The 19,771-nt window shown below is 62.3% G+C and carries 17 protein-coding genes; 10 read left to right on the forward strand and 7 right to left on the reverse strand.

The window, feature by feature from the left end:
• Positions 1 to 191: 191 nt before the first annotated feature.
• The 3 genes from modA (at position 192) to modC (ending at position 2,917) form a co-directional block, all read left to right on the forward strand.
• The gene (gene modA / locus AC1DDS_RS03670) at positions 192 to 986 is read left to right on the forward strand and encodes a molybdate ABC transporter substrate-binding protein (RefSeq protein ID WP_477477626.1); all 795 of its coding nucleotides are present in this window, start codon (positions 192 to 194) and stop codon (positions 984 to 986) included.
• Between the two features lie 117 nt (positions 987 to 1,103).
• On the forward strand, positions 1,104 to 1,844 hold the full coding sequence (modB, locus tag AC1DDS_RS03675; protein WP_477477627.1) for a molybdate ABC transporter permease subunit: 741 nt from the start codon (positions 1,104 to 1,106) through the stop codon (positions 1,842 to 1,844).
• On the forward strand, positions 1,841 to 2,917 hold the full coding sequence (gene modC / locus AC1DDS_RS03680) for a molybdenum ABC transporter ATP-binding protein (protein WP_477477628.1): 1,077 nt from the start codon (positions 1,841 to 1,843) through the stop codon (positions 2,915 to 2,917). The genes modB and modC overlap by 4 nt, the downstream gene beginning before the upstream one ends.
• Positions 2,918 to 2,919: 2 nt before the next feature.
• Here modC and AC1DDS_RS03685 read toward each other — a convergent pair whose 3' ends face one another.
• On the reverse strand, positions 2,920 to 3,300 hold the full coding sequence (locus AC1DDS_RS03685; RefSeq protein WP_477477629.1) for a winged helix-turn-helix domain-containing protein: 381 nt from the start codon (positions 3,298 to 3,300) through the stop codon (positions 2,920 to 2,922).
• 165 nt (positions 3,301 to 3,465) lie between these two features.
• On the opposite strand from AC1DDS_RS03685, the gene AC1DDS_RS03690 reads away from it, so the two are divergent.
• A complete protein-coding gene (locus AC1DDS_RS03690) occupies positions 3,466 to 4,674 on the forward strand; it encodes a TIGR03862 family flavoprotein (RefSeq protein ID WP_477477630.1) in 1,209 nt (402 codons plus the stop codon).
• 9 nt (positions 4,675 to 4,683) lie between these two features.
• On the opposite strand, the gene AC1DDS_RS03695 is transcribed toward AC1DDS_RS03690, so the two are convergent.
• The gene (locus tag AC1DDS_RS03695; protein WP_477477631.1) at positions 4,684 to 6,942 is read right to left on the reverse strand and encodes a sensor domain-containing protein; all 2,259 of its coding nucleotides are present in this window, start codon (positions 6,940 to 6,942) and stop codon (positions 4,684 to 4,686) included.
• Positions 6,943 to 7,005: 63 nt separating this feature from the next.
• Positions 7,006 to 7,224: a hypothetical protein gene (locus AC1DDS_RS03700; RefSeq protein WP_477477632.1), complete on the reverse strand. Its 219-nt coding sequence runs from the start codon at positions 7,222 to 7,224 to the stop codon at positions 7,006 to 7,008.
• Between the two features lie 24 nt (positions 7,225 to 7,248).
• On the opposite strand from AC1DDS_RS03700, the gene AC1DDS_RS03705 reads away from it, so the two are divergent.
• On the forward strand, positions 7,249 to 7,776 hold the full coding sequence (locus tag AC1DDS_RS03705) for a Crp/Fnr family transcriptional regulator (RefSeq protein ID WP_477477633.1): 528 nt from the start codon (positions 7,249 to 7,251) through the stop codon (positions 7,774 to 7,776).
• Between the two features lie 52 nt (positions 7,777 to 7,828).
• Here the strand turns inward: AC1DDS_RS03705 and AC1DDS_RS03710 are convergent, their stop codons facing one another.
• Both AC1DDS_RS03710 and AC1DDS_RS03715 read right to left on the reverse strand, forming a co-directional pair.
• Positions 7,829 to 9,370: a methyl-accepting chemotaxis protein gene (locus tag AC1DDS_RS03710; RefSeq protein WP_477477634.1), complete on the reverse strand. Its 1,542-nt coding sequence runs from the start codon at positions 9,368 to 9,370 to the stop codon at positions 7,829 to 7,831.
• A gap of 193 nt (positions 9,371 to 9,563) precedes the next feature.
• Positions 9,564 to 10,895: an NAD(P)/FAD-dependent oxidoreductase gene (locus AC1DDS_RS03715; RefSeq protein WP_477477635.1), complete on the reverse strand. Its 1,332-nt coding sequence runs from the start codon at positions 10,893 to 10,895 to the stop codon at positions 9,564 to 9,566.
• A gap of 290 nt (positions 10,896 to 11,185) precedes the next feature.
• Here AC1DDS_RS03715 and AC1DDS_RS03720 point away from each other — a divergent pair, with 290 nt between their 5' ends.
• The 4 genes from AC1DDS_RS03720 to AC1DDS_RS03735 all read left to right on the forward strand — a co-directional run bounded on the left by AC1DDS_RS03720 (position 11,186) and on the right by AC1DDS_RS03735 (position 16,716).
• Complete coding sequence (locus tag AC1DDS_RS03720) at positions 11,186 to 11,566, forward strand: hypothetical protein (RefSeq protein ID WP_310415446.1); 381 nt, start codon at positions 11,186 to 11,188, stop codon at positions 11,564 to 11,566.
• Positions 11,567 to 11,879: 313 nt separating this feature from the next.
• Positions 11,880 to 13,829 (forward strand): PrkA family serine protein kinase, encoded by a 1,950-nt coding sequence (locus tag AC1DDS_RS03725; RefSeq protein ID WP_310415449.1) that lies wholly within the window; start codon positions 11,880 to 11,882, stop codon positions 13,827 to 13,829.
• A gap of 22 nt (positions 13,830 to 13,851) precedes the next feature.
• A complete protein-coding gene (locus AC1DDS_RS03730; RefSeq protein WP_477477636.1) occupies positions 13,852 to 15,159 on the forward strand; it encodes a YeaH/YhbH family protein in 1,308 nt (435 codons plus the stop codon).
• Between the two features lie 15 nt (positions 15,160 to 15,174).
• Positions 15,175 to 16,716 (forward strand): SpoVR family protein, encoded by a 1,542-nt coding sequence (locus AC1DDS_RS03735; RefSeq protein WP_405030173.1) that lies wholly within the window; start codon positions 15,175 to 15,177, stop codon positions 16,714 to 16,716.
• Between the two features lie 47 nt (positions 16,717 to 16,763).
• On the opposite strand, the gene AC1DDS_RS03740 is transcribed toward AC1DDS_RS03735, so the two are convergent.
• Positions 16,764 to 17,351, reverse strand: a complete 588-nt coding sequence (locus AC1DDS_RS03740) for a J domain-containing protein (protein WP_310415456.1) — start codon at positions 17,349 to 17,351, stop codon at positions 16,764 to 16,766.
• Between the two features lie 335 nt (positions 17,352 to 17,686).
• Positions 17,687 to 18,547, reverse strand: a complete 861-nt coding sequence (gene xdhC, locus AC1DDS_RS03745) for a xanthine dehydrogenase accessory protein XdhC (RefSeq protein WP_477477637.1) — start codon at positions 18,545 to 18,547, stop codon at positions 17,687 to 17,689.
• Positions 18,548 to 18,808: 261 nt separating this feature from the next.
• Between xdhC and AC1DDS_RS03750 the strand changes: the two genes are divergently transcribed.
• On the forward strand, positions 18,809 to 19,630 hold the full coding sequence (locus AC1DDS_RS03750; protein ID WP_477477638.1) for a bifunctional allantoicase/(S)-ureidoglycine aminohydrolase: 822 nt from the start codon (positions 18,809 to 18,811) through the stop codon (positions 19,628 to 19,630).
• Positions 19,631 to 19,771: the final 141 nt, after the last annotated feature.

The following is a 19,771-nucleotide window of genomic DNA, read 5'->3' on the forward strand; positions in this document are numbered from 1 at the left end:
TTCGGTCATGCGTTCATGCGTAGCGTTCAAGCGATGCGCTCGTCGGCGACCGAAAACTGCGTCCCCTCGCCTGCGAGACTTTGACGCGATCGCGAAATCCTGCAAGCGATATATTTCACAAAATATAGCACTAGCCATTTGGTGCGCGCCGTTATATCCAAGGAAATATCTCGCACAGCATGGAGGGGACTATGAAATTCAACCGTCGTCATTGGATGAGGTTTACCGCGGCCTCGGTTGCCGCGACCTGGCTCGGAGTCGCGGCCATTGCCGCGCCGGCGTCAGCCGACGACAAGATCACGGTCTTTGCGGCGGCCAGCCTTAAGAACGCGCTCGACGCGGCCAACGCGGCCTGGACGAAGGAAACGTCCAAGGAAACGACGGTCTCCTATGCCGCCTCCTCGGCGCTCGCAAAGCAGATCGAGGCTGGCGCGCCGGCCGACATCTTCATCTCCGCCGACCTTGCCTGGATGGACTATGTGGCGGAGAAGAAGCTGATCAAGGAGGATTCGCGCTCCAACCTGCTCGGCAACCGCATCGTGCTCGTGGCGCCGAAGGATGCAGCCAAGCCGGTCGAGATCAAGGACAGCTTCGACCTTGCCGGCCTCGTGGGCGACGGCAAGCTCGCCATGGGTGCGGTCGACTCCGTCCCCGCCGGCAAATACGGCAAGGCCGCACTGGAGAAACTCGGCGTCTGGCCATCTGTCGAGGCCAAGGTCGCAGGGGTCGAAAGCGTCCGCGCGGCGCTCGCGCTCGTTTCCCGCGGCGAGACGCCCTACGGCATCGTCTACGAGACGGATGCCGCCGCCGACCCGGGCGTCGCAGTCGTCGGAACGTTCCCCGAAGATAGCCATCCGCCGATCATCTATCCGATCGCCGTCCTGTCGGAATCCAGGAGTGCCGACGCCAAAGCCTATCTCGACTTCCTGAAGTCCGACGTGGCATCACGGTTCTTCACCGAGCAGGGCTTCACCATCCTGAAGTGAGTTCCTCCCCGCGCGCCCGCGCCGCGAATGGCGCGGGGCGTTGTATTCCTTTGAAACGTTGCACTAATTTGATTGCATATGAATTCGACCGACGGGTGTCGGCCTTCGCCGGATGGCATGCGCCGACGGACCAATCGTGGAAATGTGAGCTCTGACTTGGACTGGTTGACCCTCAGCGACGCGGAATGGACGGCAATTCGGTTGAGCCTGCTGGTCTCGACGGTGGCGGTGGCGGCAAGCCTCCCCTTCGGCGTCCTGGCTGCGCTGGCACTGTCGCGCGGCAGCTTCTGGGGCAAGTCGCTGCTGAACGGCATCGTGCACCTGCCGCTGATCCTGCCGCCGGTCGTCACCGGCTTCCTGCTGCTCATCCTGTTTGGACGAAAGGGTCCGATCGGCTCGTTTCTCGATGAGTATCTCGGCATTGTCCTCGCCTTCCGCTGGACGGGTGCGGCACTCGCCTGCGCGGTCATGGGCTTTCCACTGCTGGTGCGCTCCATCCGCCTGTCGCTCGACGCGGTGGATCGCAAGCTCGAGGATGCGGCGGGTACATTGGGTGCCAACCGGGCCTGGGTGTTTGTCACGGTCACGCTTCCGCTGATCCTGCCGGGCGTCATCGCCGGCATGATCCTCTCCTTTGCCAAGGCGATGGGCGAGTTCGGCGCGACGATCACCTTCGTCTCCAACATCCCCGGCGAAACACAGACGCTGTCAGCGGCGATCTACACGTTCACCCAGGTCCCCGGCGGCGATGCGGGCGCAATGCGCCTGACGATCGTCGCGATCATCATCTCGATGGCGGCGCTGCTTGCATCGGAATACATGGCAAGCGCGGTCGGAAAGCGGGTGCATTTCGAATGACGCTGTCGGTCGAAATCCGCCACCAGCTCGGCAATTTCCGCCTCGACGCAAGCTTTATGTCCGAAGGCGGCGTCACCGCCCTCTTCGGTCGGTCCGGGTCGGGCAAGACGTCGCTGCTGGGCGCGATCGCCGGCCTCGTCCGCCCTGACGAAGGCCGGATCGTGCTCGGCGGAGACATCCTGGTCGACACGAAGCGCAAGATCTTCGTGCCCAAGCACAAGCGGCGCTTCGGCTACGTCTTTCAGGAGGCGCGACTTTTTCCGCATCTTTCCGTTAGGGGCAACCTGACCTATGGCCGCTGGTTCGCGCCGCGCGGCATCGAGCCGGCAAGCTTTGAGCATGTCGTCGGCCTCCTCGGCATCGGCGCCCTGCTCGACCGGCGGCCGGCGAACCTTTCCGGCGGGGAAAAGCAGCGCGTGGCGATCGGCCGTGCGCTGCTGTCGGCGCCACGGATGCTGCTCATGGATGAGCCGCTTGCGGCGCTCGACGACGAGCGCAAGGCGGAGATACTGCCCTATCTGGAGCGGCTGCGCGACGAAACGAAGATCCCGATCGTCTATGTCAGCCACGCCGTGCACGAGGTGGCGCGGCTGGCTGACCGCGTCGTCCTGCTGAATGACGGCAGGGTGGAAGCCATCGGCACCGTATCGGAGGTGCTGAGCAGCCCATTGCTCGCCGCAACGGTGGACCGCCGGGAGGCCGGAAGCGTGCTGACGGGTACCGTCGCCGCCGTCGATCGGCCGCATCGTATCGCGACGGTGCGGCTGAATGCGCGGGAACTCCACGTGCCCAATACCGATATCGAAGCCGGCAAGTCGGTGCGCGTCCATATTCCCGCCCGCGACGTCATCCTTTCGACCGGCAAGCCCGAAGGCCTGAGCGCGCTCAACATCCTCGAGGGCACGATCGCGGCGATCACTCCCGATGGCGAGGGAATGATCACGGTGGAGGTCGATTGCGGCGGCGATGCCGTCCATGCCCGGATCACCGCACTGTCCGGCGAACGGCTGCAGTTGCACCCCGGCAAGACGGTCTTTGCCATCATCAAGACGGTGGCGCTCGACACGCGGTAAGATCAGCGACCGTCTTCCGGCGCACTCTTCGCGCGGTTGGCCTCCAGCCAGTCCAGATCCCCGGACAGCGCCGCTCTTGCTTTCTCCTCCATCCCCCGGAAGCGTGCCAGGAGTTCCTCGCCGAACGGGGTCACGGCCGCGCCGCCGCCCTGCTTGCCGCCACGCTGCGATTCCACCACCTGCGAAGAAAACATGCGGTTCATCGCATCGACCAGCAGCCAGGCACGCCGGTAGGACATGTCCATCGCGCGGCCTGCCGCCGAGATCGATCCGGTCTCGCGAATCTTTTCCAGCAGCAGCATCTTGCCACGCCCGAGCCGTTCGGCATGCGGAAAATCGATCCGGAGGATCACGCGCAAATCACCGGACGCGTCGTTCTTCATCGGGCCCCAGTCCTTCTTGATTGTCCGGTTAACCTACCGAATGTCGAACGCCAGTGCCAATGCAACGGACACCTGTCAACAACGCCGCACCGGTCAGGTATCCCTTGCGCTCTGCCGCCGTCCGCGCAAAAGGTGCGGCGAACGAATTGAGGGACGGGCCGACGGATGCAGCGGGACGAGATAGCGATCATTGGCGGCGGCCCGGCAGGGCTGATGGCCGCCGAGGTGCTGACCGGCGCCGGACGGGCAGTAACGGTGTACGAGGCGATGCCGACGGTGGCCCGAAAGTTCCTGCTTGCCGGCAAATCCGGTCTCAACATCACCCACTCCGAGCCCTACGCCCGCTTTGCCGGGCGCTTCGGCACGGCATCGGAGCGACTGCGCCCGGCGCTCGACGCGTTTTCCCCGGATGCCGTGCGCGCATGGGCAACCGGGCTTGGAATCGAGACGTTTGTCGGCAGTTCCGGCCGCGTGTTTCCGACGGCGATGAAGGCTTCGCCGCTGCTGCGGGCATGGTTGCGTCGGCTGGAGGCACAAGGGGCAACGATCAGGACCCGTCATCGCTGGATCGGCTTCGCCGACGATGGCCTCGTCTTCGAGACGCCGGAGGGGCCAACGACGATCAAGAGCAAGGCGACGCTGCTTGCGCTCGGCGGCGCCAGCTGGCCGCGGCTCGGTTCCGACGCATCCTGGGTCGGCCCGCTTCGGGAGAAAGGCGTGACCGTCGCCGCGCTGCGGCCGGCAAACTGCGGCTTCGACGTTGCCTGGAACGAAACTTTCCTGACACGTTTTGCTGGCGAACCGATCAAGTCGGTGACGGCGACGTCGGATGCCGGCGCCATTCCCGGCGAATTCGTCATCTCCCGGCACGGCATCGAAGGCAGCCTCATCTATGCGCACGCGGCCGCCCTGCGCGATGGGCTGGAACGCGACGGCGAGGCGGTCCTTGTCCTCGATCTTGTGCCGGGTCGAGCCACCGAGCGCCTCGCACGCGACCTCGGCCGCCAGAGCGACAAGGCGAGCCTTAGCAATCGCTTGCGCAAAGGTGCCGGCCTGGCGGGCGTGAAGACGGCCTTGCTGCGCGAGCTCGCACCGGACCTCGCGCAGTATTCTGCGGAGCGCCTTGCAACGACGATCAAGGCACTACCGCTGCGCGTCCAGCGACCGCGCCCCATCGCCGAAGCGATCTCCTCGGCCGGCGGCATCCGGTGGAGTGGCATCGATGCCGGCTACATGCTGGAGGCCCTACCCGGCGTTTTCGTCGCCGGCGAAATGCTTGACTGGGAGGCGCCAACCGGCGGGTATCTGCTGACTGCCTGCATGGCGACCGGCCGGGCGGCCGCTCACGGGCTCGATAGCTGGCTTCGACGATAGCCGCTGTGATCAGTCGGCACGCGCAGCGAGGTACGTCGGCAGCGCGTCGCGGGCAAGGGGTTCGGAGATGAGGAAGCCCTGACCGAAATCGCAGTTCATGCCCTGCAGAATCTCCAGCTGTTCTTCGGTTTCGATTCCCTCGGCGACGACCTGCATCCCCAGGCTGTGGGCCAAGCCGACGGTGGCTCGCACGATACGGAAAGCATCCGCACTCGTAGACATGTCACGAACGAACGACCGGTCGATCTTGATCCGGTTGACCGGGAAGCGCCGCAAATGTGCCAGCGAGGCATATCCCGTGCCGAAGTCGTCGAGCGCAATCGAAAAGCCCAGTCCGTCCAATTCGGTCAGTGTCTGCGCAATCTGGTCATGGGCGGCATCGAGAAGGATGTTTTCGGTCAGCTCCACCTCCACGCATTGCGGCTCCAGCCCGCTTTCTGCGACCATCGCCCGCAACATCGACGGAAAGTCCGGGCGACGGATCTGCGCCGCGGCAACGTTGATTGCCACCTGCCCGATGTCCAGCCCCTGGGATCGCAAAGTGCGCATGGCGTTGAAGGTCTTGCGCAAGATCTGATGACCCAATTCCACGATCAGGCCGTGCGTCTCGGCGACCGCAATGAACTCGGCGGGGCAGACCGGCTGGCCGGCGCGGTTCCAGCGCGCCAGCACCTCAAATCCGGCATGCGATCCATCGCTGACGCGGAACTGCGGCTGCAACGCGATGTCGATCTGGTTCGTGGACACGGCAGCCGCCAACGCGTTTGCCATCCTGTGCCTGCGCTCACTCTCCACAGACATAGCCCGCGAATATAGCTTGTGCCGACCGCGGCCTTCGGCCTTTGCCTCATAGAGGGCGAGATCGGCTTTCTTGAGCAGACTTTCCGGCCGCCGTCCGTCACGAGGAAACAGACAGCCTCCGATGCTCATGCGCGGCGTGATCTGATGCCTCTGGAAAGGAACCGGCTGTTGAACCTTCGTAAGCAGCCTCTCGAGGGTTTTGTCGATGTTCGCTCGTGTCGCATTCGACAGAATGATCGCGAATTCGTCTCCCCCGAGCCGCACGATGGTATCGGTCTTTCGGATTGCTTCCTGCATCCGTTTTGCCACCGCAATGAGCAGCGCATCGCCGGCGGCATGGCCGAGAGTGTCATTCGTCTGCTTGAAGCCATCAAGGTCCGCCACGACCAGGGCGCCGCTCACCCCAGTCTTGCGACTGTTTGCAATGGCCTGCTCCAGCCGTCTCTCCAGCACAGACCGGTTGAACAATTTCGTCAGCGGATCGTGCTCCGCGTGAAACTTGATCGCCGCTTCGGATCGTTTCAGCTCCGTGATGTCGGTTCGCGTTCCGACGATATGACCGGAGGCGGATCGCTGCTCTTGCACCTGCAGCCAACGTCCCCCGGCGATCGCCACGACCGCCTTGCGCCCCGGATTTGCGTGTTCGCGCAAGCGCGCCTGGAGCCAGGCTTCGCGCCCCTCCGGCGTGTTGCGCGGCAGAAGGTATTGCCCATTCTCCAATCCGCATTGCACGATCGCGGCGTAGGTGCTGCCGGGCACTATCGCCTCACGCGCCTTGCTGTAAATTTCCTCGAAGGCACGGTTGTGAAGGACGAGACGGTCTTCGGCGTCAAAGGCTGCGATGCCGTCCGGGATCGTTTCGATGACGTCCACAAGCAACGCCTCTGCCTTGCGGCGCCTGGCGACCTCTTCTTTCAGCGTCCGCTCGGCGAGCTTCCGATCGGTGATGTCATACCGGATCGACACATAGGCATTCGTCCGACCCGCGCGGTCCGGCACCGGGACGATCGTTGTGTCGACCCAGTAGAGGGTGCCGCACTTGGCCCGGTTGCACACTTCACCATGCCAGATTTCACCACCGGCGATCTTGCGCCACATCTCCTCGAAAAAATCCTTCGAGTGATGTCCCGAGTTGACGAGACGATGGTTCTGTCCGATCAGTTCGTCCGACCCATAGCCGCTGATGGTGCAGAACTTGCCGTTGACAAAGACGATCTTTCCACGCCGGTCGGTCACCGCAACGATCGCGTGCTGGTCCAACGCCGCCTGGTAGGCCCTGAACAGCCCCTGTAAACCGCCATTTTCCTCATCGACCTCGTCCCGGTCTGCGGATTTGCTCGTTGCTCGCTTCGAATTCGCCAGGATTCGAACAATCGCGGTTCGCCGCGAGCGTTTGCGGGAACGAAGTCGGCCGGCGTCTTCTTCGACAACCGGCGCAGCCTCTTCAGTAATTTGTAATCCATTCATTCTAAAATAGACTCCGTCCGGAATGGATAAACTGTTGTGCAGTATAACAAATTTAACAAGTTGTTACTGTCGATTTGACATTTCACAATTTCTGTTATGAATTGGCACCAAAATGATGCGGAGCGCGCCTTGGCTGAAAGTGGCAATTCCACAACATTTCTGAGCAACCACGTCCTCGCCGCGCTGAAAGCGGATGCCCGTGATTTCATCGTTGACCGCGCCGAGATGCGCGAGATGAACACCGGCGATGTCATCTTCACGAATGGCGCCCAGGTCACGCATCTTGTGTTTCCGTTGGAGGGCGTCGTGTCCTTCATCGCCGAACTTGCAGGCGATAAGAGCGTCGAAAAAGTGTCCATCGGGCGTGAAGGGTTTCTCGGTTTTGCTCTTGTTATGGAGAGCGAGACGTCGTTGGGGACGTCCGTCGTTCAGGTGCCGGGTCGCGCGCTGTGGCTTCCCACGACCGATTTCGACCAGGCTCTCACGCGCTTCAGGGGCGTGCGCGCGGCCATGTTGCGCTATGCCAAATCGCTGATGATGCAACTGATGGAGTCGGTCGCCTGCAGCAGCCTGCATACAGCCGAACAGCGGGTTTCCCGCTGGCTGCTGCAGGCGCATGACCGCGTCTCGGGCGACGAGTTCCACGTCACTCAGGAGGCGATATCGCGACTGCTGGCGCTTCGGAGGGCAACCGTCAATGCCGCCTGCAGCGACCTGATGAACGCTGGCGCGATCACCTACGTTCGCGGCCGGGTAACCGTGCAGAATCGCGCGGCCCTGCATGCGCGCTCCTGCCCCTGCTATGATCGGATCCGGTCGGCCTCGGTTTGCTGATATCGGTGCGGTGCGCAGCCGATCATATCCATGGATGTCCGAACCGCTCCGATCACGCTGCATGACGCGACCTGTTTGCGTTGCCGCCTGCCCTGCTTTCTGCTCCGGGTCGTCGTAGCGAGTCCTCGGTGCCGTCCCGAAACCCGGCGATGGCACGCGAGAGCGCCTCTGCTTCGGCGGCAAGCGACCGGCTAGCCGCCGCATTTTCCTCAATCGCGGCAGCGTTGCGTTGCGTTGCGTCGTCAATCTGACCGGTTGCTGCGGAAATTTCAGCGATGCTTGCCGCTTGCGTGCGGGCCGACTGGGCGATGCCATGAACGAGATTACCCGTGTGTCGGATCGCCTCGGCAATGCTCGACAGTTGGGACTGCGTTTCACCAACCAGGCCGACACCGGTCGAGATGCTGTTCGAGTTTGCTTGAATCAGGCCGGCGATTTCCCTCGCCGCATCCGCCGATCGTTGCGCCAGCGACCGAATTTCACTTGCGACCACCGCGAAGCCCTTCCCGGCGTCACCGGCGCGTGCGGCTTCCACGCTTGCGTTGAGCGCAAGCAGATTGGTCTGGGAGGCAATCTTGTCGATGACGGAAATGATGTTCGTGACCTTTGCGGACGAGGCATCGACCTCGCGGATGGCATCCGCCGTCCTTTGTGCAATCACGACACCCTGTTCGGCCGCATTCATCACGCCTGATACCGTGCGGCTTGCATCCTGCGCCGTATCCGCCGTGCTCTCGATTGCGCCAGCCAATTCCCGGATCGCCGTGACGGTCTCCTCAAGAGCCGTGGCCTGCCGCTCGCACTGGCGGTTGGCGTTCTCCGCCGCACTGGCGATCTCCACCGAGCCGGCGCGCACATTTCCCGCTGCGTCCCGCACCGAAGCAATCACTCGCGACAGGCTCGCGACCGCCTCGTTGAAGCCTTGTGCCAGCCGCTCCGATTTCTCCGACACATTGGGATCGACGGAAACTCCTAGGTCGCCATCGGCGAGCCGCAACAATGCCGCGGCGACTTGATCCAGAGACTCGATCTGCTGCAGTTCCGCCTTCCGGCGCCGCTCCTCCAGATTGTCGAGATAGACGGAGATCGCCAGCTCCATGTCGAGCATCGCCGCCTTGACGAGAACGACCACCTCCTTCGCCAGATTGTCTTGCGGTGGCTGCGTCCTGTTCCTGGCGATCGCAAAGCTTGATTTTGGCTTTTGCGGCTGGCGGGCCGCAAACAGCCCCTCCAGCAACCGCTCCATCACGAGAGCATAGCCGCCAATGTACCAGCGGGGTTCCAGCCCGATCCTGGCGTGCACGGAACCGACGGTGCGGACGGCCTCCATGTAGTCGCGGCCGTATTGTCCGCTGAGGATCATCGCCCAATGCTGCTTCTGCCTGCCTCCGGCACGCGCCACCGCGGCATCGCCGTCAAAAAACCCGCGCGTCTGGGGCGTGGCGCGGATCGTCTGGTAGAATGTGGCGAGCGCCGCATCCATGTTCGCCATGACCACCGCTGCAGTTTGCCGCAGGATATCGCTTTCGTCGGGCCCCAGCCCGACAAAAGTCAATCGTTCACTGATCTCGTCCTCGTCCCTACGCGCATCCATATATTCACCCCTCAAGCATATATGCACGCTACCGTTCCGAACGATAACGTGCATATAAGTATATTAAGGTTCTGTTACCGATGTACGACGAAAGGACTATTTACAAAGAAACTTATTCAAAAACAGCGCCATGAGATCCGTTCGACCAAGTATGCGGGTCAGAGCTGCCAACTCGACAAACCCGGCTCCGCCCTCAGTACCCGGTGATCAGCTCGATCTTCGAGCCGTCCGTAAAACGGGAAAGGCGAAAATCCTTCGAGTCGACCACCGGAGTTCGACCGGTGACGATATCGGCCATGAGCCGGCCGGCGCCCGGACCGATGCCGAACCCATGCCCCGAAAAGCCGGTGGCGATATGGAAGCCGGGAATGCGATCGACGGCGGAGATCACCGGGATCGCGTCCGGCGTCACGTCCATATATCCGCCCCAGCGTTGCGCGATCTGCGCCCTCTCGAAAATCGGAAAGGCGCGCCGCAGATTGGCAAGGGCGTTGTCCGACATCCTCGTCGAAGGCTTGGGATCGAGGACGCGGCAATATTCGAACGGGCTCGGCTCGTCCAGGGTCCAACGATCGGGAATGCGCACTTCGTCCCAGAAGCGCCATCCGGCACGGAATTTCAGTGCGCGCCACTCCTTGCGCAGCGCCGGCATGAAATCCAGCGCGAAGCGGAAGGACTTGGGCACTATATCGACGACGTTTTCGCTGCCCGATGCGATCGTATAACCGCCGTCCTGCCGCTTGCGGAAGGCGAAATCGCTGGCCCACATCGCCTGTTCCGGTCCGCCCTCCAGCGGTTTAGTGCGCAGGACCGAGTTCAGGACCTTCAACTGCGGAAGGTGGATGCCGAGCGTGCCGGCGAAAAGGCTGGACCAGGCCCCGCCGGCGAGAACGACCGCCTTGCAGGCAATCGACCCGCGCTCCGTGACGACGCCGGACACGGCACCGGCGGCCGTCTCGATGCCACGCACGGCGCATTCGGTCAGGATCGCCGCGCCATTGGCGCGGGCCGCTTCGGCGATCGCAGGAGCAGCCTTCTGCGGTTCGGCGCGCGCATCGGCCGGTGTAAAGAGCGCGCCCTTCAGGTTCATCGTCGTCCCAGGATACATGGACCGGAATTCCTGCCCGCTCAGCATCCGCGCCTCGATCTCATAGTCCTCGAGGTTCTTGATCCAATTTCTGTGGTGGGAGAATTCCTGGTCGGTCGAGGAGGTGAAGATGATGCCGGCGCGCTTGAAGCCGGTGTCGCGGCCGGTGCGCTGGTCGAGCGTGTCCCAGATCCGCAGCGATTCCGCCATCAGCGGCACTTCACGCGGGTCGCGGCAGGCAATCCGCACCCATCCCCAGTTCCGACTCGACTGCTCCTGGCCGATGCCGCCCTTTTCGCACAGCGCCACCCGCAGACCGCGCTCCGCGAGCTCCAGCGCCGTCGAGGCGCCGATGATGCCGCCGCCGATGACCACGACATCGACTTCCTTGGGCAATTCGACATCGCCATGAACGGGAACGACATAGGGACCGGGCATGCGGCGAAATCCTTCAACGGTGGATGAAAACGTCAGCACTTTTCGTCCGGCACCGCGCGCGCGATGTCAAGCCTGCACTTGCGGCGCGGAATTGGCAGGAACCGTTGCGTCCCGTCGAGGTTGCGTTCTCAGCGCCTCCGCGTACCCGGTCTCTCCGGCACCAGTGACGTGGAACACAACGACACGCTGCCCCAGCGTTAGATGCGGCTGGGACGCGAACCCACCCACGCGGGGGAACCATGGCGTCGGGATGACGTTTCTGATCCAGAGTTCATGGAAGGAGCAAGACCATGCAAGTTGTCGGAGTACAGGTTCACCCGGAGATGGGTGGAAAGGCCGGCTTCACCGTCGAATTCGTCGGCGAAGCCGGCGAGGTGGTCAGCGTCCTCCTGCGGGCTGGCGACGACAGTGACCTCAATCGTCTCAACGCCACGGACCGAGCCAAGGCTGTGTTGCTGGAGGTTGCCACGTTCGATGGCAGTCTGTTGACCGGCGATGATGAGGTGAATTGCCTGCGTAGCGCCCGTGCCACGGGCGACACGCAAACCATGGAAGAGGAGTTGGACGAAGGGCTGGAGGCATCGTTTCCCGCAAGCGACCCCGTGTCGATCACGGTGAGCACCATTCCAGCCGGCAGGACCGATCATCCGGACGCGAAAAAGTCCGAGTAGCGCCAACGAGCCCGCGTGACAGGGCCGCCAAGGCCCTGTCAGCCAACGCCACTGGCTGATGGTCCATTAACCGGCCTGCTACCACCAATTTTCCAGCATCGATGATGGAACTACTTTCGCGCGCAGCGGGCTCAAATCGCCTCGAAGCGTCCGCCAGACCCTTGATGCCCGCGGCCAGTCATCGATCACGTAAATTGCAAACAATGCCGATTATGTGAAGGGAACATTGGTCCAAGGATTCCGTTTTCCTGTATAATGATTCTACAGGCAGCGATTCCGATCCGACTTCAACGGCTTGTCGTGGGAGACGACCATGCAAAGGGGTGAATCCGACGTCTTCAATCTTTTCTCGGAGATCTACTCCAGCACCGCGCGGGAGGAGATGAGTCTTCAAGAATACCTGCTCGCGTGCCGTGATGATAAAAGCATGTACGCCACCGCGCAGGAGCGCATGGTTGATGCGATCGGCGAACCCACCCTTGTCGATACGAGCACCGACGAACGGCTCGGGCGCATCTACTCGAACCGCACAATCAAGATCTACCCGACCTTCTCCGATTTCTACGGCATGGAAGACACGATCGAGCGGATCGTGGGCTATTTCCGCTATGCCGCTCAGGGTCTCGAAGAACGCAAGCAGATCCTCTATCTCCTCGGTCCGGTCGGCGGCGGCAAGTCCTCTTTGGCCGAGCGTCTGAAGAAACTGATGGAACTGCGGCCGATCTATACACTGATGGTCAACGGCAAGGTGAGCCCGATCTTTGAATCGCCGCTGGGCCTGTTCCATCCCGAACGGATGGCCGACCTGCTCGAGGACAAGTACGGCATCGCCCGCCGCCGCCTCACCGGATTGATCTCCCCATGGGCCGCCAAGCGGCTGGACGAGGTTGGCGGCGACATCTCCAAGTTCAGCGTCGTCAAGATGATGCCGTCGCGACTGCGGCAGATCGCCATCGCCAAGACCGAGCCTGGCGACGAGAACAACCAGGATGTCTCCGCGCTGGTCGGCAAGGTCGACATCCGCCAGCTCGAAAACTACAGCCAGGCCGACCCGGACGCCTATTCCTACAGCGGCGGCCTCAACCGGACGACCCAAGGGCTGCTGGAATTCGTCGAGATGTTCAAGGCGCCGATCAAGGTGCTGCATCCGCTGCTGACGGCAACCCAGGAAGGCAACTACAACGGCACCGAGAACTTTGGCGGCTTCCCCTTCCAGGGCATGGTGCTCGCCCACTCGAACGAATCCGAGTGGTTGCAGTTCAAGAACAACCGGAACAACGAGGCCTTCCTCGACCGCATCCTCGTGGTGAAGGTTCCCTATTGCCTACGGGTCACAGAGGAACGGCAAATCTACGAAAAACTCTTGCGGGAGAGCGAACTCGCCAACAATCCCTGCGCGCCGGAAGTGCTGGAAAACCTCAGCCGCTTCACCGTCTCGACCCGATTGGCACCCCACGAGAACTCACCGCTCTACACCAAGATGCGGGTCTATGACGGCGAGAACCTGAAGGATATCGACCCCAAGGCGAAATCCGTCCAGGAATACCGGGACGTGGCCGGTGTCGACGAAGGCATGACCGGTGTCAGCACCCGCTTCGCTTTCAAGGTGCTGTCGGAAACCTTCAACTACGATACCAAGGAAGTAGCGGCCGACCCCGTACATCTGATGTACATCCTGGAACAGGCGATCAAGCGCGAGCAGTTCCCCAAGGAAACCGAAGCCGCCTATCTCGACTTCATCCGCTCGGAACTGGCCACCCGCTACGCCGAGTTCATCGGCCACGAGATCCAGAAGGCGTATCTGGAATCCTACAGCGAATACGGACAGAACCTGTTCGACCGCTACATCGCCTATGCCGATGCCTGGCTCGAGGACCAGGACTTCAAGGATCCCGATACGGGCCAGATCCTCAACCGGCAGATCCTCGACAGCGAGCTGTCGCAGATCGAAAAGCCGGCCGGCATCGCCAATCCGAAGGACTTCCGCAACGAGGTGGTGAAGTTCACCCTGCGCGCCCGCGCCAAGAACCACGGACGCAATCCCTCCTGGACCAGTTACGAAAAGCTGCGCGAGGTGATCGAAAAGAGGATGTTCGGCCAGGTCGAGGATCTTCTTCCGGTGATCAGCTTCGGCTCCAAGAAGGACAGTTCGACCGAAAAGCAGCACGCCGAGTTCATCCAGCGCATGATCGAACGCGGCTACACCAAGCGCCAGGTCCGGCGTCTGGTCGACTGGTACATGCGGGTCAACAAAGCGGGCTGATGCCCACCGAGGGGTCGTGGGCATGCCGAATTTCATCGACCGGCGTCTGAACCCGAAGGACAAGAGCATCGGCAACCGGCAACGCTTCTTGCGGCGGGCCCGCGAAGAACTCAAGCGTGCCGTCAAGGAGCAGATAAAGTCGATCGGCATCGCCGATGTCGGTACCACCCACAGTGTATCCATGCCCACGCGCGGTGTCGGCGAGCCGACGTTCCAGCCCGCCGGAGACACCGGCGATCGGGAACGCGTGTTGCCGGGCAACAAGGAATTTTCTCCCGGCGATCGCTTGCGCAAGCAACAAAGCGGCGGAGGCGGCAAGGGCGGTGCCGGCACCGGGGAGGACGAAGACGACTTCCAGTTCGTCCTTTCACGCAACGAGGTGCTCGACCTGTTCTTCGAGGACCTCGAACTGCCGGACATGGTCAAGCTGTCGCTGAAGGAAACCCCCACCTTCAAGCCCCGACGCGCCGGTTTCTCGGTGACCGGCAATCCCACCAACATCAATGTCGGGCGAACGATGCGAAACAGCTTCGGCCGGCGCATTGCGTTGCGACGGCCCAAGCAGGCGGAGATCGATGCGCTGCTGGTGGAGATCGCCGAACTGGAAACAAAGGGCGGCCGTCAAGCGCATGAACGGCTGGCCATGCTGCAAGCCGAACTGGACTGGCTGGAGCGGCGGCGCCGGCGCGTTCCGTTCATCGATACGGTCGACATCCGCTTCAACCGCTTCGAGCAGCAGCCGTTGCCGAATGCCAGCGCGGTGATGTTCTGCCTGATGGACGTATCGGCCTCGATGGGCGAGCGGGAGAAGGACCTCGCCAAGCGGTTTTTCGTGCTGCTGCACCTCTTCCTCAAGCGCCGCTACGAGCGCATCGAGATCGTCTTCATCCGACACACGGACGAGGCGCGGGAGGTTGACGAGGAGACGTTCTTCTACAGCACGCAGAGCGGTGGCACGATGGTTTCCACCGCTCTCGCGGAAATGCTGCGCGTCATCGAGGCACGCTATCCCGCCAGCGAGTGGAACATCTACGCCGCCCAGGCCTCGGACGGCGACAATATCTCCGGCGATTCCGACCGCTGCATCACGCTGCTCAGCGCGGTCATGCGGCTCTGCCAATACTACGCCTATGTCGAGATCATCGACGAACGCGAAAGCGAGATTTTTGCCCGCACCGACAACGGCACGTCGCTGTGGCGGGCCTACAGGACCATCGACGGCGAGTTTCCCAATTTCCAGATGACCCGGATTTCCAAGCCGGCCGACATCTATCCGGTCTTCCGCAAGCTCTTTGCCAGGCAGCCCGCCACCCGCAAGCCGCGCAAATGAAAAGGCATCGTGATGATGAAAAGCGCCGGAAAGCTGCTGTTTCACAGCTCCGACTGGAATTTCGATACGCTTGCGCGCACGTATGAGGCGATCGAGACGATCGCGCTCGACGAACTCAAGCTCGACGTCTATCCCAATCAGATGGAGATCATCTCCTCCGAGCAGATGCTGGACGCCTATTCCTCGGTCGGCATGCCGCTGATGTATCAGCACTGGTCGTTCGGAAAGCGCTTCGTCTTCGAGGACCATCTCTACCGCAAGGGGCGTCGCGGCCTCGCCTACGAGCTGGTGATCAACTCCAATCCCTGCATCGTCTACCTGATGGAAGAAAACACGATGGCGATGCAGGCGCTCGTCACCGCGCACGCCGCCTTCGGCCACAATCACTTCTTCAAGAACAACTATCTCTTCCGGCAATGGACCGAAGCCAGCGCGATCCTGAGCTACATGGAATTCGCCAAGAAATACGTCATCAAGTGCGAGGAGCGGTACGGAACGGTCGCGGTGGAAGCCATTCTCGATTCGGCCCATGCGATCATGGACCAGGGCGTCTTCCGCTATCGCCGCCCGCCAAGGCTGTCATCGGAAAAGGAGCGCGAGCGCGCGCGGGAACGGCTGGAATACGAGGAGCAGACCTTCAACGATCTCTGGCGGACCTTGCCGCCTTCGGCCGCCACCCACGACCGGGCCGCCGCCGAGCGCGACGCATCGGAACGAAAGAAGGCGCTGAACCTCCCGGAGGAGAACCTGCTCTACTTCCTGGAAAAGACGAGCCTGATCCTGGAGCCCTGGCAGCGGGAGCTGTTGCGGATCGTTCGTGTGATCGCCCAGTATTTCTACCCGCAGCGGCAGACGAAGGTGATGAACGAGGGGTGCGCCACGTTCGTGCACTACACGATCGTGAACCGGCTGTTCGAAAAGGACCAGATCTCGGAAGGAGCGATGCTGGAAATCCTGCAAAGCCATTCCAACGTCGTCTTCCAGCCGGGTTTTGACGACCCCCGCCATTCCGGGATGAACCCCTATGCGCTCGGCTTTGCCATGATGCAGGACATCCAGCGCATCTGCATCGAACCCACCGAGGAGGATCGCGACTGGTTCCCGGAGATCGCGGGAAACGGAGACTGGCGCTCGACGCTGCTCGACGCCTGGGCGAACCACCGCGACGAGTCCTTCATCCTGCAATATCTGAGCCCGGCCTTGATCCGAAAGTTCAGGCTGTTCCTGCTGACCGACAGCGCGAGCGACAACTATCTCGAAGTCGCTTCCATCCACAACGAGCGCGGCTACCAGGCCATCCGCGCTGCGCTCGCCCGAAGCTACGACATCGGCGTCAACCAGCAGGACATCCAGGTGGTGGACGTCGATCTTCTGGGCGACCGCCAGCTGCGGCTGCAGCACAATGTCAAGAACGGCATCCTGCTCGAGGAGGACAGCCGCGACGCCACCCTGCGCCACATCCGCCACCTCTGGGGCTACGACGTCAGCCTTGTGGGGGTCGACGCCGACACGGGCGAAGAACTCTATGAATGCTCGACCGATGAGGACAGCCTGTAGGGCATGTCCGAATTGCAGCATCTTGCAACGGTTCTATCGCGGACAGTTTACTCTGCAGCGCTGCGGGTCTCGGTCTCGATCTCGACCTCGTACGAGTAACCGTCGAGCATGCCGTAGGCCTGTTCGATGTCCTTGATCTGCGCCTCCGCCTTTTCGATCGCCTCGGCAATCGCCTCGCTGCGGGCGCGCAGCATGCTGCCGAACACATCCGTATTCGGCCGCTTGCCGACGCGATCCATATGGTTGCGGATGCGGGCGCGGTGCCGCTCCATCTCCATGATGTGGAAGCGCGCATTGACGATCTCGTTCGTCAGCTTGCGGCGGATCGTCGCGATCGGATCGAAACTGCCGGGTTCGCGTTCGTCGAGGATGACCTCGTTGATCAGCTTTTCGAGCACCATGAGGCCCTTGAGGTCCTTGGTATCCGCAAGCTCCGGATCATAGCCGGTGTCGTCGTAAACCTTCCGCCGCACGGGATCGAGCAGCAGTTCGTAGGCTACCTTGAGCCGGCCGAATGTATCGACGTCGCCGCCGGAATCCGGATGGGCCGTCTTGGCGCGGCGCCGATACGCGGCCTTGATCGCCGCGGTGTTGGCATCGCGCGGGACGCCGATGATGTCATAGGGATCGATCACAGTTTCACCCGTCTCCGGCAAAGTTCGACTTTGGCCCCGTCTCCTCCTAATGGCTGAGGCGGTCCGCCTCAACCCCGGAGCACACGTCGTGCCCAATTCCTTGCCCTGCCTTGTTTTGGTCGGCGAGAATCACCGCTCAAATCCGGCATTCCTATGTTCTCATGTCCCACGCACGGCGACAACTCGGGCGAAATCCACGAGATTCTGCATGCCCACGCGATGTACTGACCGCCGATCGCCAACTGTACTTTCTGTACTCGGCAACCGGAGAGAGAGACTGCGCAGACTCAAAATTGCTGCCTCTTACGCTTGATTGATAGATGCCGGTTGCAGGATCAGCGCGCCGATGAACTCTGGGCGTGCCCTTTCCCTCGGGTCCCTTCGGTCAAGTGTGTCAAAACCGCCGTCAGGATTTCGGCCGCCGCGAGCGTCGCAATCACCGCCGGGCGCTTGTCCTTTACCGCCGCGCCACCGATCGGGCAGGCAAGGCGCTCACAGAGTTCGGGACGACCGACCTCGCGCGACAACCAGTTCCTGAACGTCGTCCGCTTCGTCTTCGAGCCGATCATGCCGACATAGGCCGCATCGCCGCGGGACAGCGCCTCGGCGGCGATCAGAAAGTCAAGCGCATGATCGTGCGTGAGGATGACGAAAGCGCTGCCGGCCGGGGCATCACGCACCATGGCCTCCGGCACCGGGGTCAGGCAGGTTTCGACACCGGCGATCCGACAGTCGCGGAGTTCCTGTTCGCGGGTGTCGATCAGGACGGTGCGGACCGGCACAGGCGCCAGCGCCATGGCCAGTGCACGGCCGACATGGCCGGCACCGAAAATGCAGACATGCGGCCGGCGCGCCATCTCGGCATCGCTGCGCGCAATCAGATCCTCTGAAAGCTGCTCGGTCATTGTCGTGAAGGCGAGCTTGACGCGCCCGCCGCAGCACTGACCGATTTCGGGCCCCAGCGGAACCGTCATCGGCGCAATGGATTGGCGCTGTCGCAACGCACGGCGCGCATGGTCGATCGCCAGGTATTCGAGTTGACCGCCGCCGATTGTGGCGAAGATGCCGTTTCGTGAAACCAGCATCCAGGCATCCGTGTCGCGCGGCGTCGAGCCGTCAGCGTCCGTCACCTCGACGAGGACGCAGTCTCTTTCATCCCGCAGAAACTCGCGCAAACTCTCTCGGGCGGCAGCCATGCTTTCACTCCTTGCCCGCTCTGCGCAGTGGAACGGGCGCCTCAGGCACAACGGTGCGCGAAACAGGCACGATAGTCCGCAATGCTCGCCACCGCCATAGAGATCGCTTTCAGAACGGATCAATTCCGTGCACGAAGGACGGTTCCGCGGCGTCAACGCAAAAGGCTTTCATCGTGATTTTCCGACGACTTTTCAGACAGACTGCGCTATCGATCCGCATACGTGATCTGTCGGATCGCAAAAACACACCGGGAGACTGAGTTGACTGAACGGACCTATTTCTCACCAAAGGGCGGCGCTCCAGCGCAGACGCAACTGCTCACCGGACGGGCGGTCTTTACCGAGGCCTACGCGGTCATCCCCAAGGGCGTGATGATGGATATCGTCACGAGCTACCTGCCGTTCTGGGACGATACTCGCCTCTGGGTTCTCTCGCGCCCGCTTTCCGGCTTCGCCGAGACCTTCTCCCAGTACATCATGGAAGTCGCCCCCGGCGGCGGCAGCGACCGGCCGGAACCGGACCCGGGCGCCGAAGGCGCGCTCTTCGTCATGGAGGGTGAGGTGACGGTCGAACTCGGCGGGCAACTGCATGTGCTCCGTCCGGGCGGATTTGCCTTCCTGCCGCCGTCGAGCGGATGGCGCCTGCGCAACCATGGGGCTGAAGCCGCCCGCTTCCACTGGATCCGCAAAGCTTATGAGAAGGTCGACGGCCTGGACGTCCCGGAGCCGATCTTCACCAACGAGCAGGACATCGTGCCGTCGCCGATGGCCCATACCGACGGCAAATGGGCGACGACGCGTTTCGTCGATCCGACGGACCTGCGCCACGACATGCACGTGACGATCGTGACGTTCGAGCCTGGTGCCGTCATCCCCTTCGCCGAGACCCATGTGATGGAGCACGGCTTGTACGTGCTGGAAGGCAAGGCCGTCTACCGGCTGAACCAGGATTGGGTCGAGGTCGAGGCCGGCGATTTCATGTGGCTGCGTGCCTTCTGCCCGCAGGCCTGCTATGCCGGCGGTCCCGGCAAGTTCCGCTACCTTCTCTACAAGGACGTCAACCGGCACATGAAGCTGCGCTGACGCTCCAGCCGCCTACCAGTGTCCGGCGGGCGCTTTGATCCCGGCACGACGCCGCTTTCGCGGCGTTCGTGCGCACAGGCAATTGCAACGGACGTCTTGATAGGTAACAATAATTTTATGATTGTCTATGCGCGGCCGGCC

The organism is Mycoplana sp. 10N416 (assembly GCF_056394765.1).

Bases quoted from the DNA above. Each gene is read 5' to 3' on its own strand.
- modA (WP_477477626.1), top strand. From the start codon at position 192: ATGAAATTCAACCGTCGTCATTGGATGAGGTTTACCGCGGCCTCGGTT.
- modB (WP_477477627.1), top strand. From the start codon at position 1,104: ATGCGCCGACGGACCAATCGTGGAAATGTGAGCTCTGACTTGGACTGG.
- modC (WP_477477628.1), top strand. From the start codon at position 1,841: ATGACGCTGTCGGTCGAAATCCGCCACCAGCTCGGCAATTTCCGCCTC.
- AC1DDS_RS03685 (WP_477477629.1), bottom strand. From the start codon at position 3,300: ATGAAGAACGACGCGTCCGGTGATTTGCGCGTGATCCTCCGGATCGAT.
- AC1DDS_RS03690 (WP_477477630.1), top strand. From the start codon at position 3,466: ATGCAGCGGGACGAGATAGCGATCATTGGCGGCGGCCCGGCAGGGCTG.
- AC1DDS_RS03695 (WP_477477631.1), bottom strand. From the start codon at position 6,942: ATGAATGGATTACAAATTACTGAAGAGGCTGCGCCGGTTGTCGAAGAA.
- AC1DDS_RS03700 (WP_477477632.1), bottom strand. From the start codon at position 7,224: ATGCGTGACCTGGGCGCCATTCGTGAAGATGACATCGCCGGTGTTCAT.
- AC1DDS_RS03710 (WP_477477634.1), bottom strand. From the start codon at position 9,370: ATGGATGCGCGTAGGGACGAGGACGAGATCAGTGAACGATTGACTTTT.
- AC1DDS_RS03715 (WP_477477635.1), bottom strand. From the start codon at position 10,895: ATGCCCGGTCCCTATGTCGTTCCCGTTCATGGCGATGTCGAATTGCCC.
- AC1DDS_RS03720 (WP_310415446.1), top strand. From the start codon at position 11,186: ATGCAAGTTGTCGGAGTACAGGTTCACCCGGAGATGGGTGGAAAGGCC.
- AC1DDS_RS03725 (WP_310415449.1), top strand. From the start codon at position 11,880: ATGCAAAGGGGTGAATCCGACGTCTTCAATCTTTTCTCGGAGATCTAC.
- AC1DDS_RS03730 (WP_477477636.1), top strand. From the start codon at position 13,852: ATGCCGAATTTCATCGACCGGCGTCTGAACCCGAAGGACAAGAGCATC.
- AC1DDS_RS03735 (WP_405030173.1), top strand. From the start codon at position 15,175: ATGAAAAGCGCCGGAAAGCTGCTGTTTCACAGCTCCGACTGGAATTTC.
- xdhC (WP_477477637.1), bottom strand. From the start codon at position 18,547: ATGGCTGCCGCCCGAGAGAGTTTGCGCGAGTTTCTGCGGGATGAAAGA.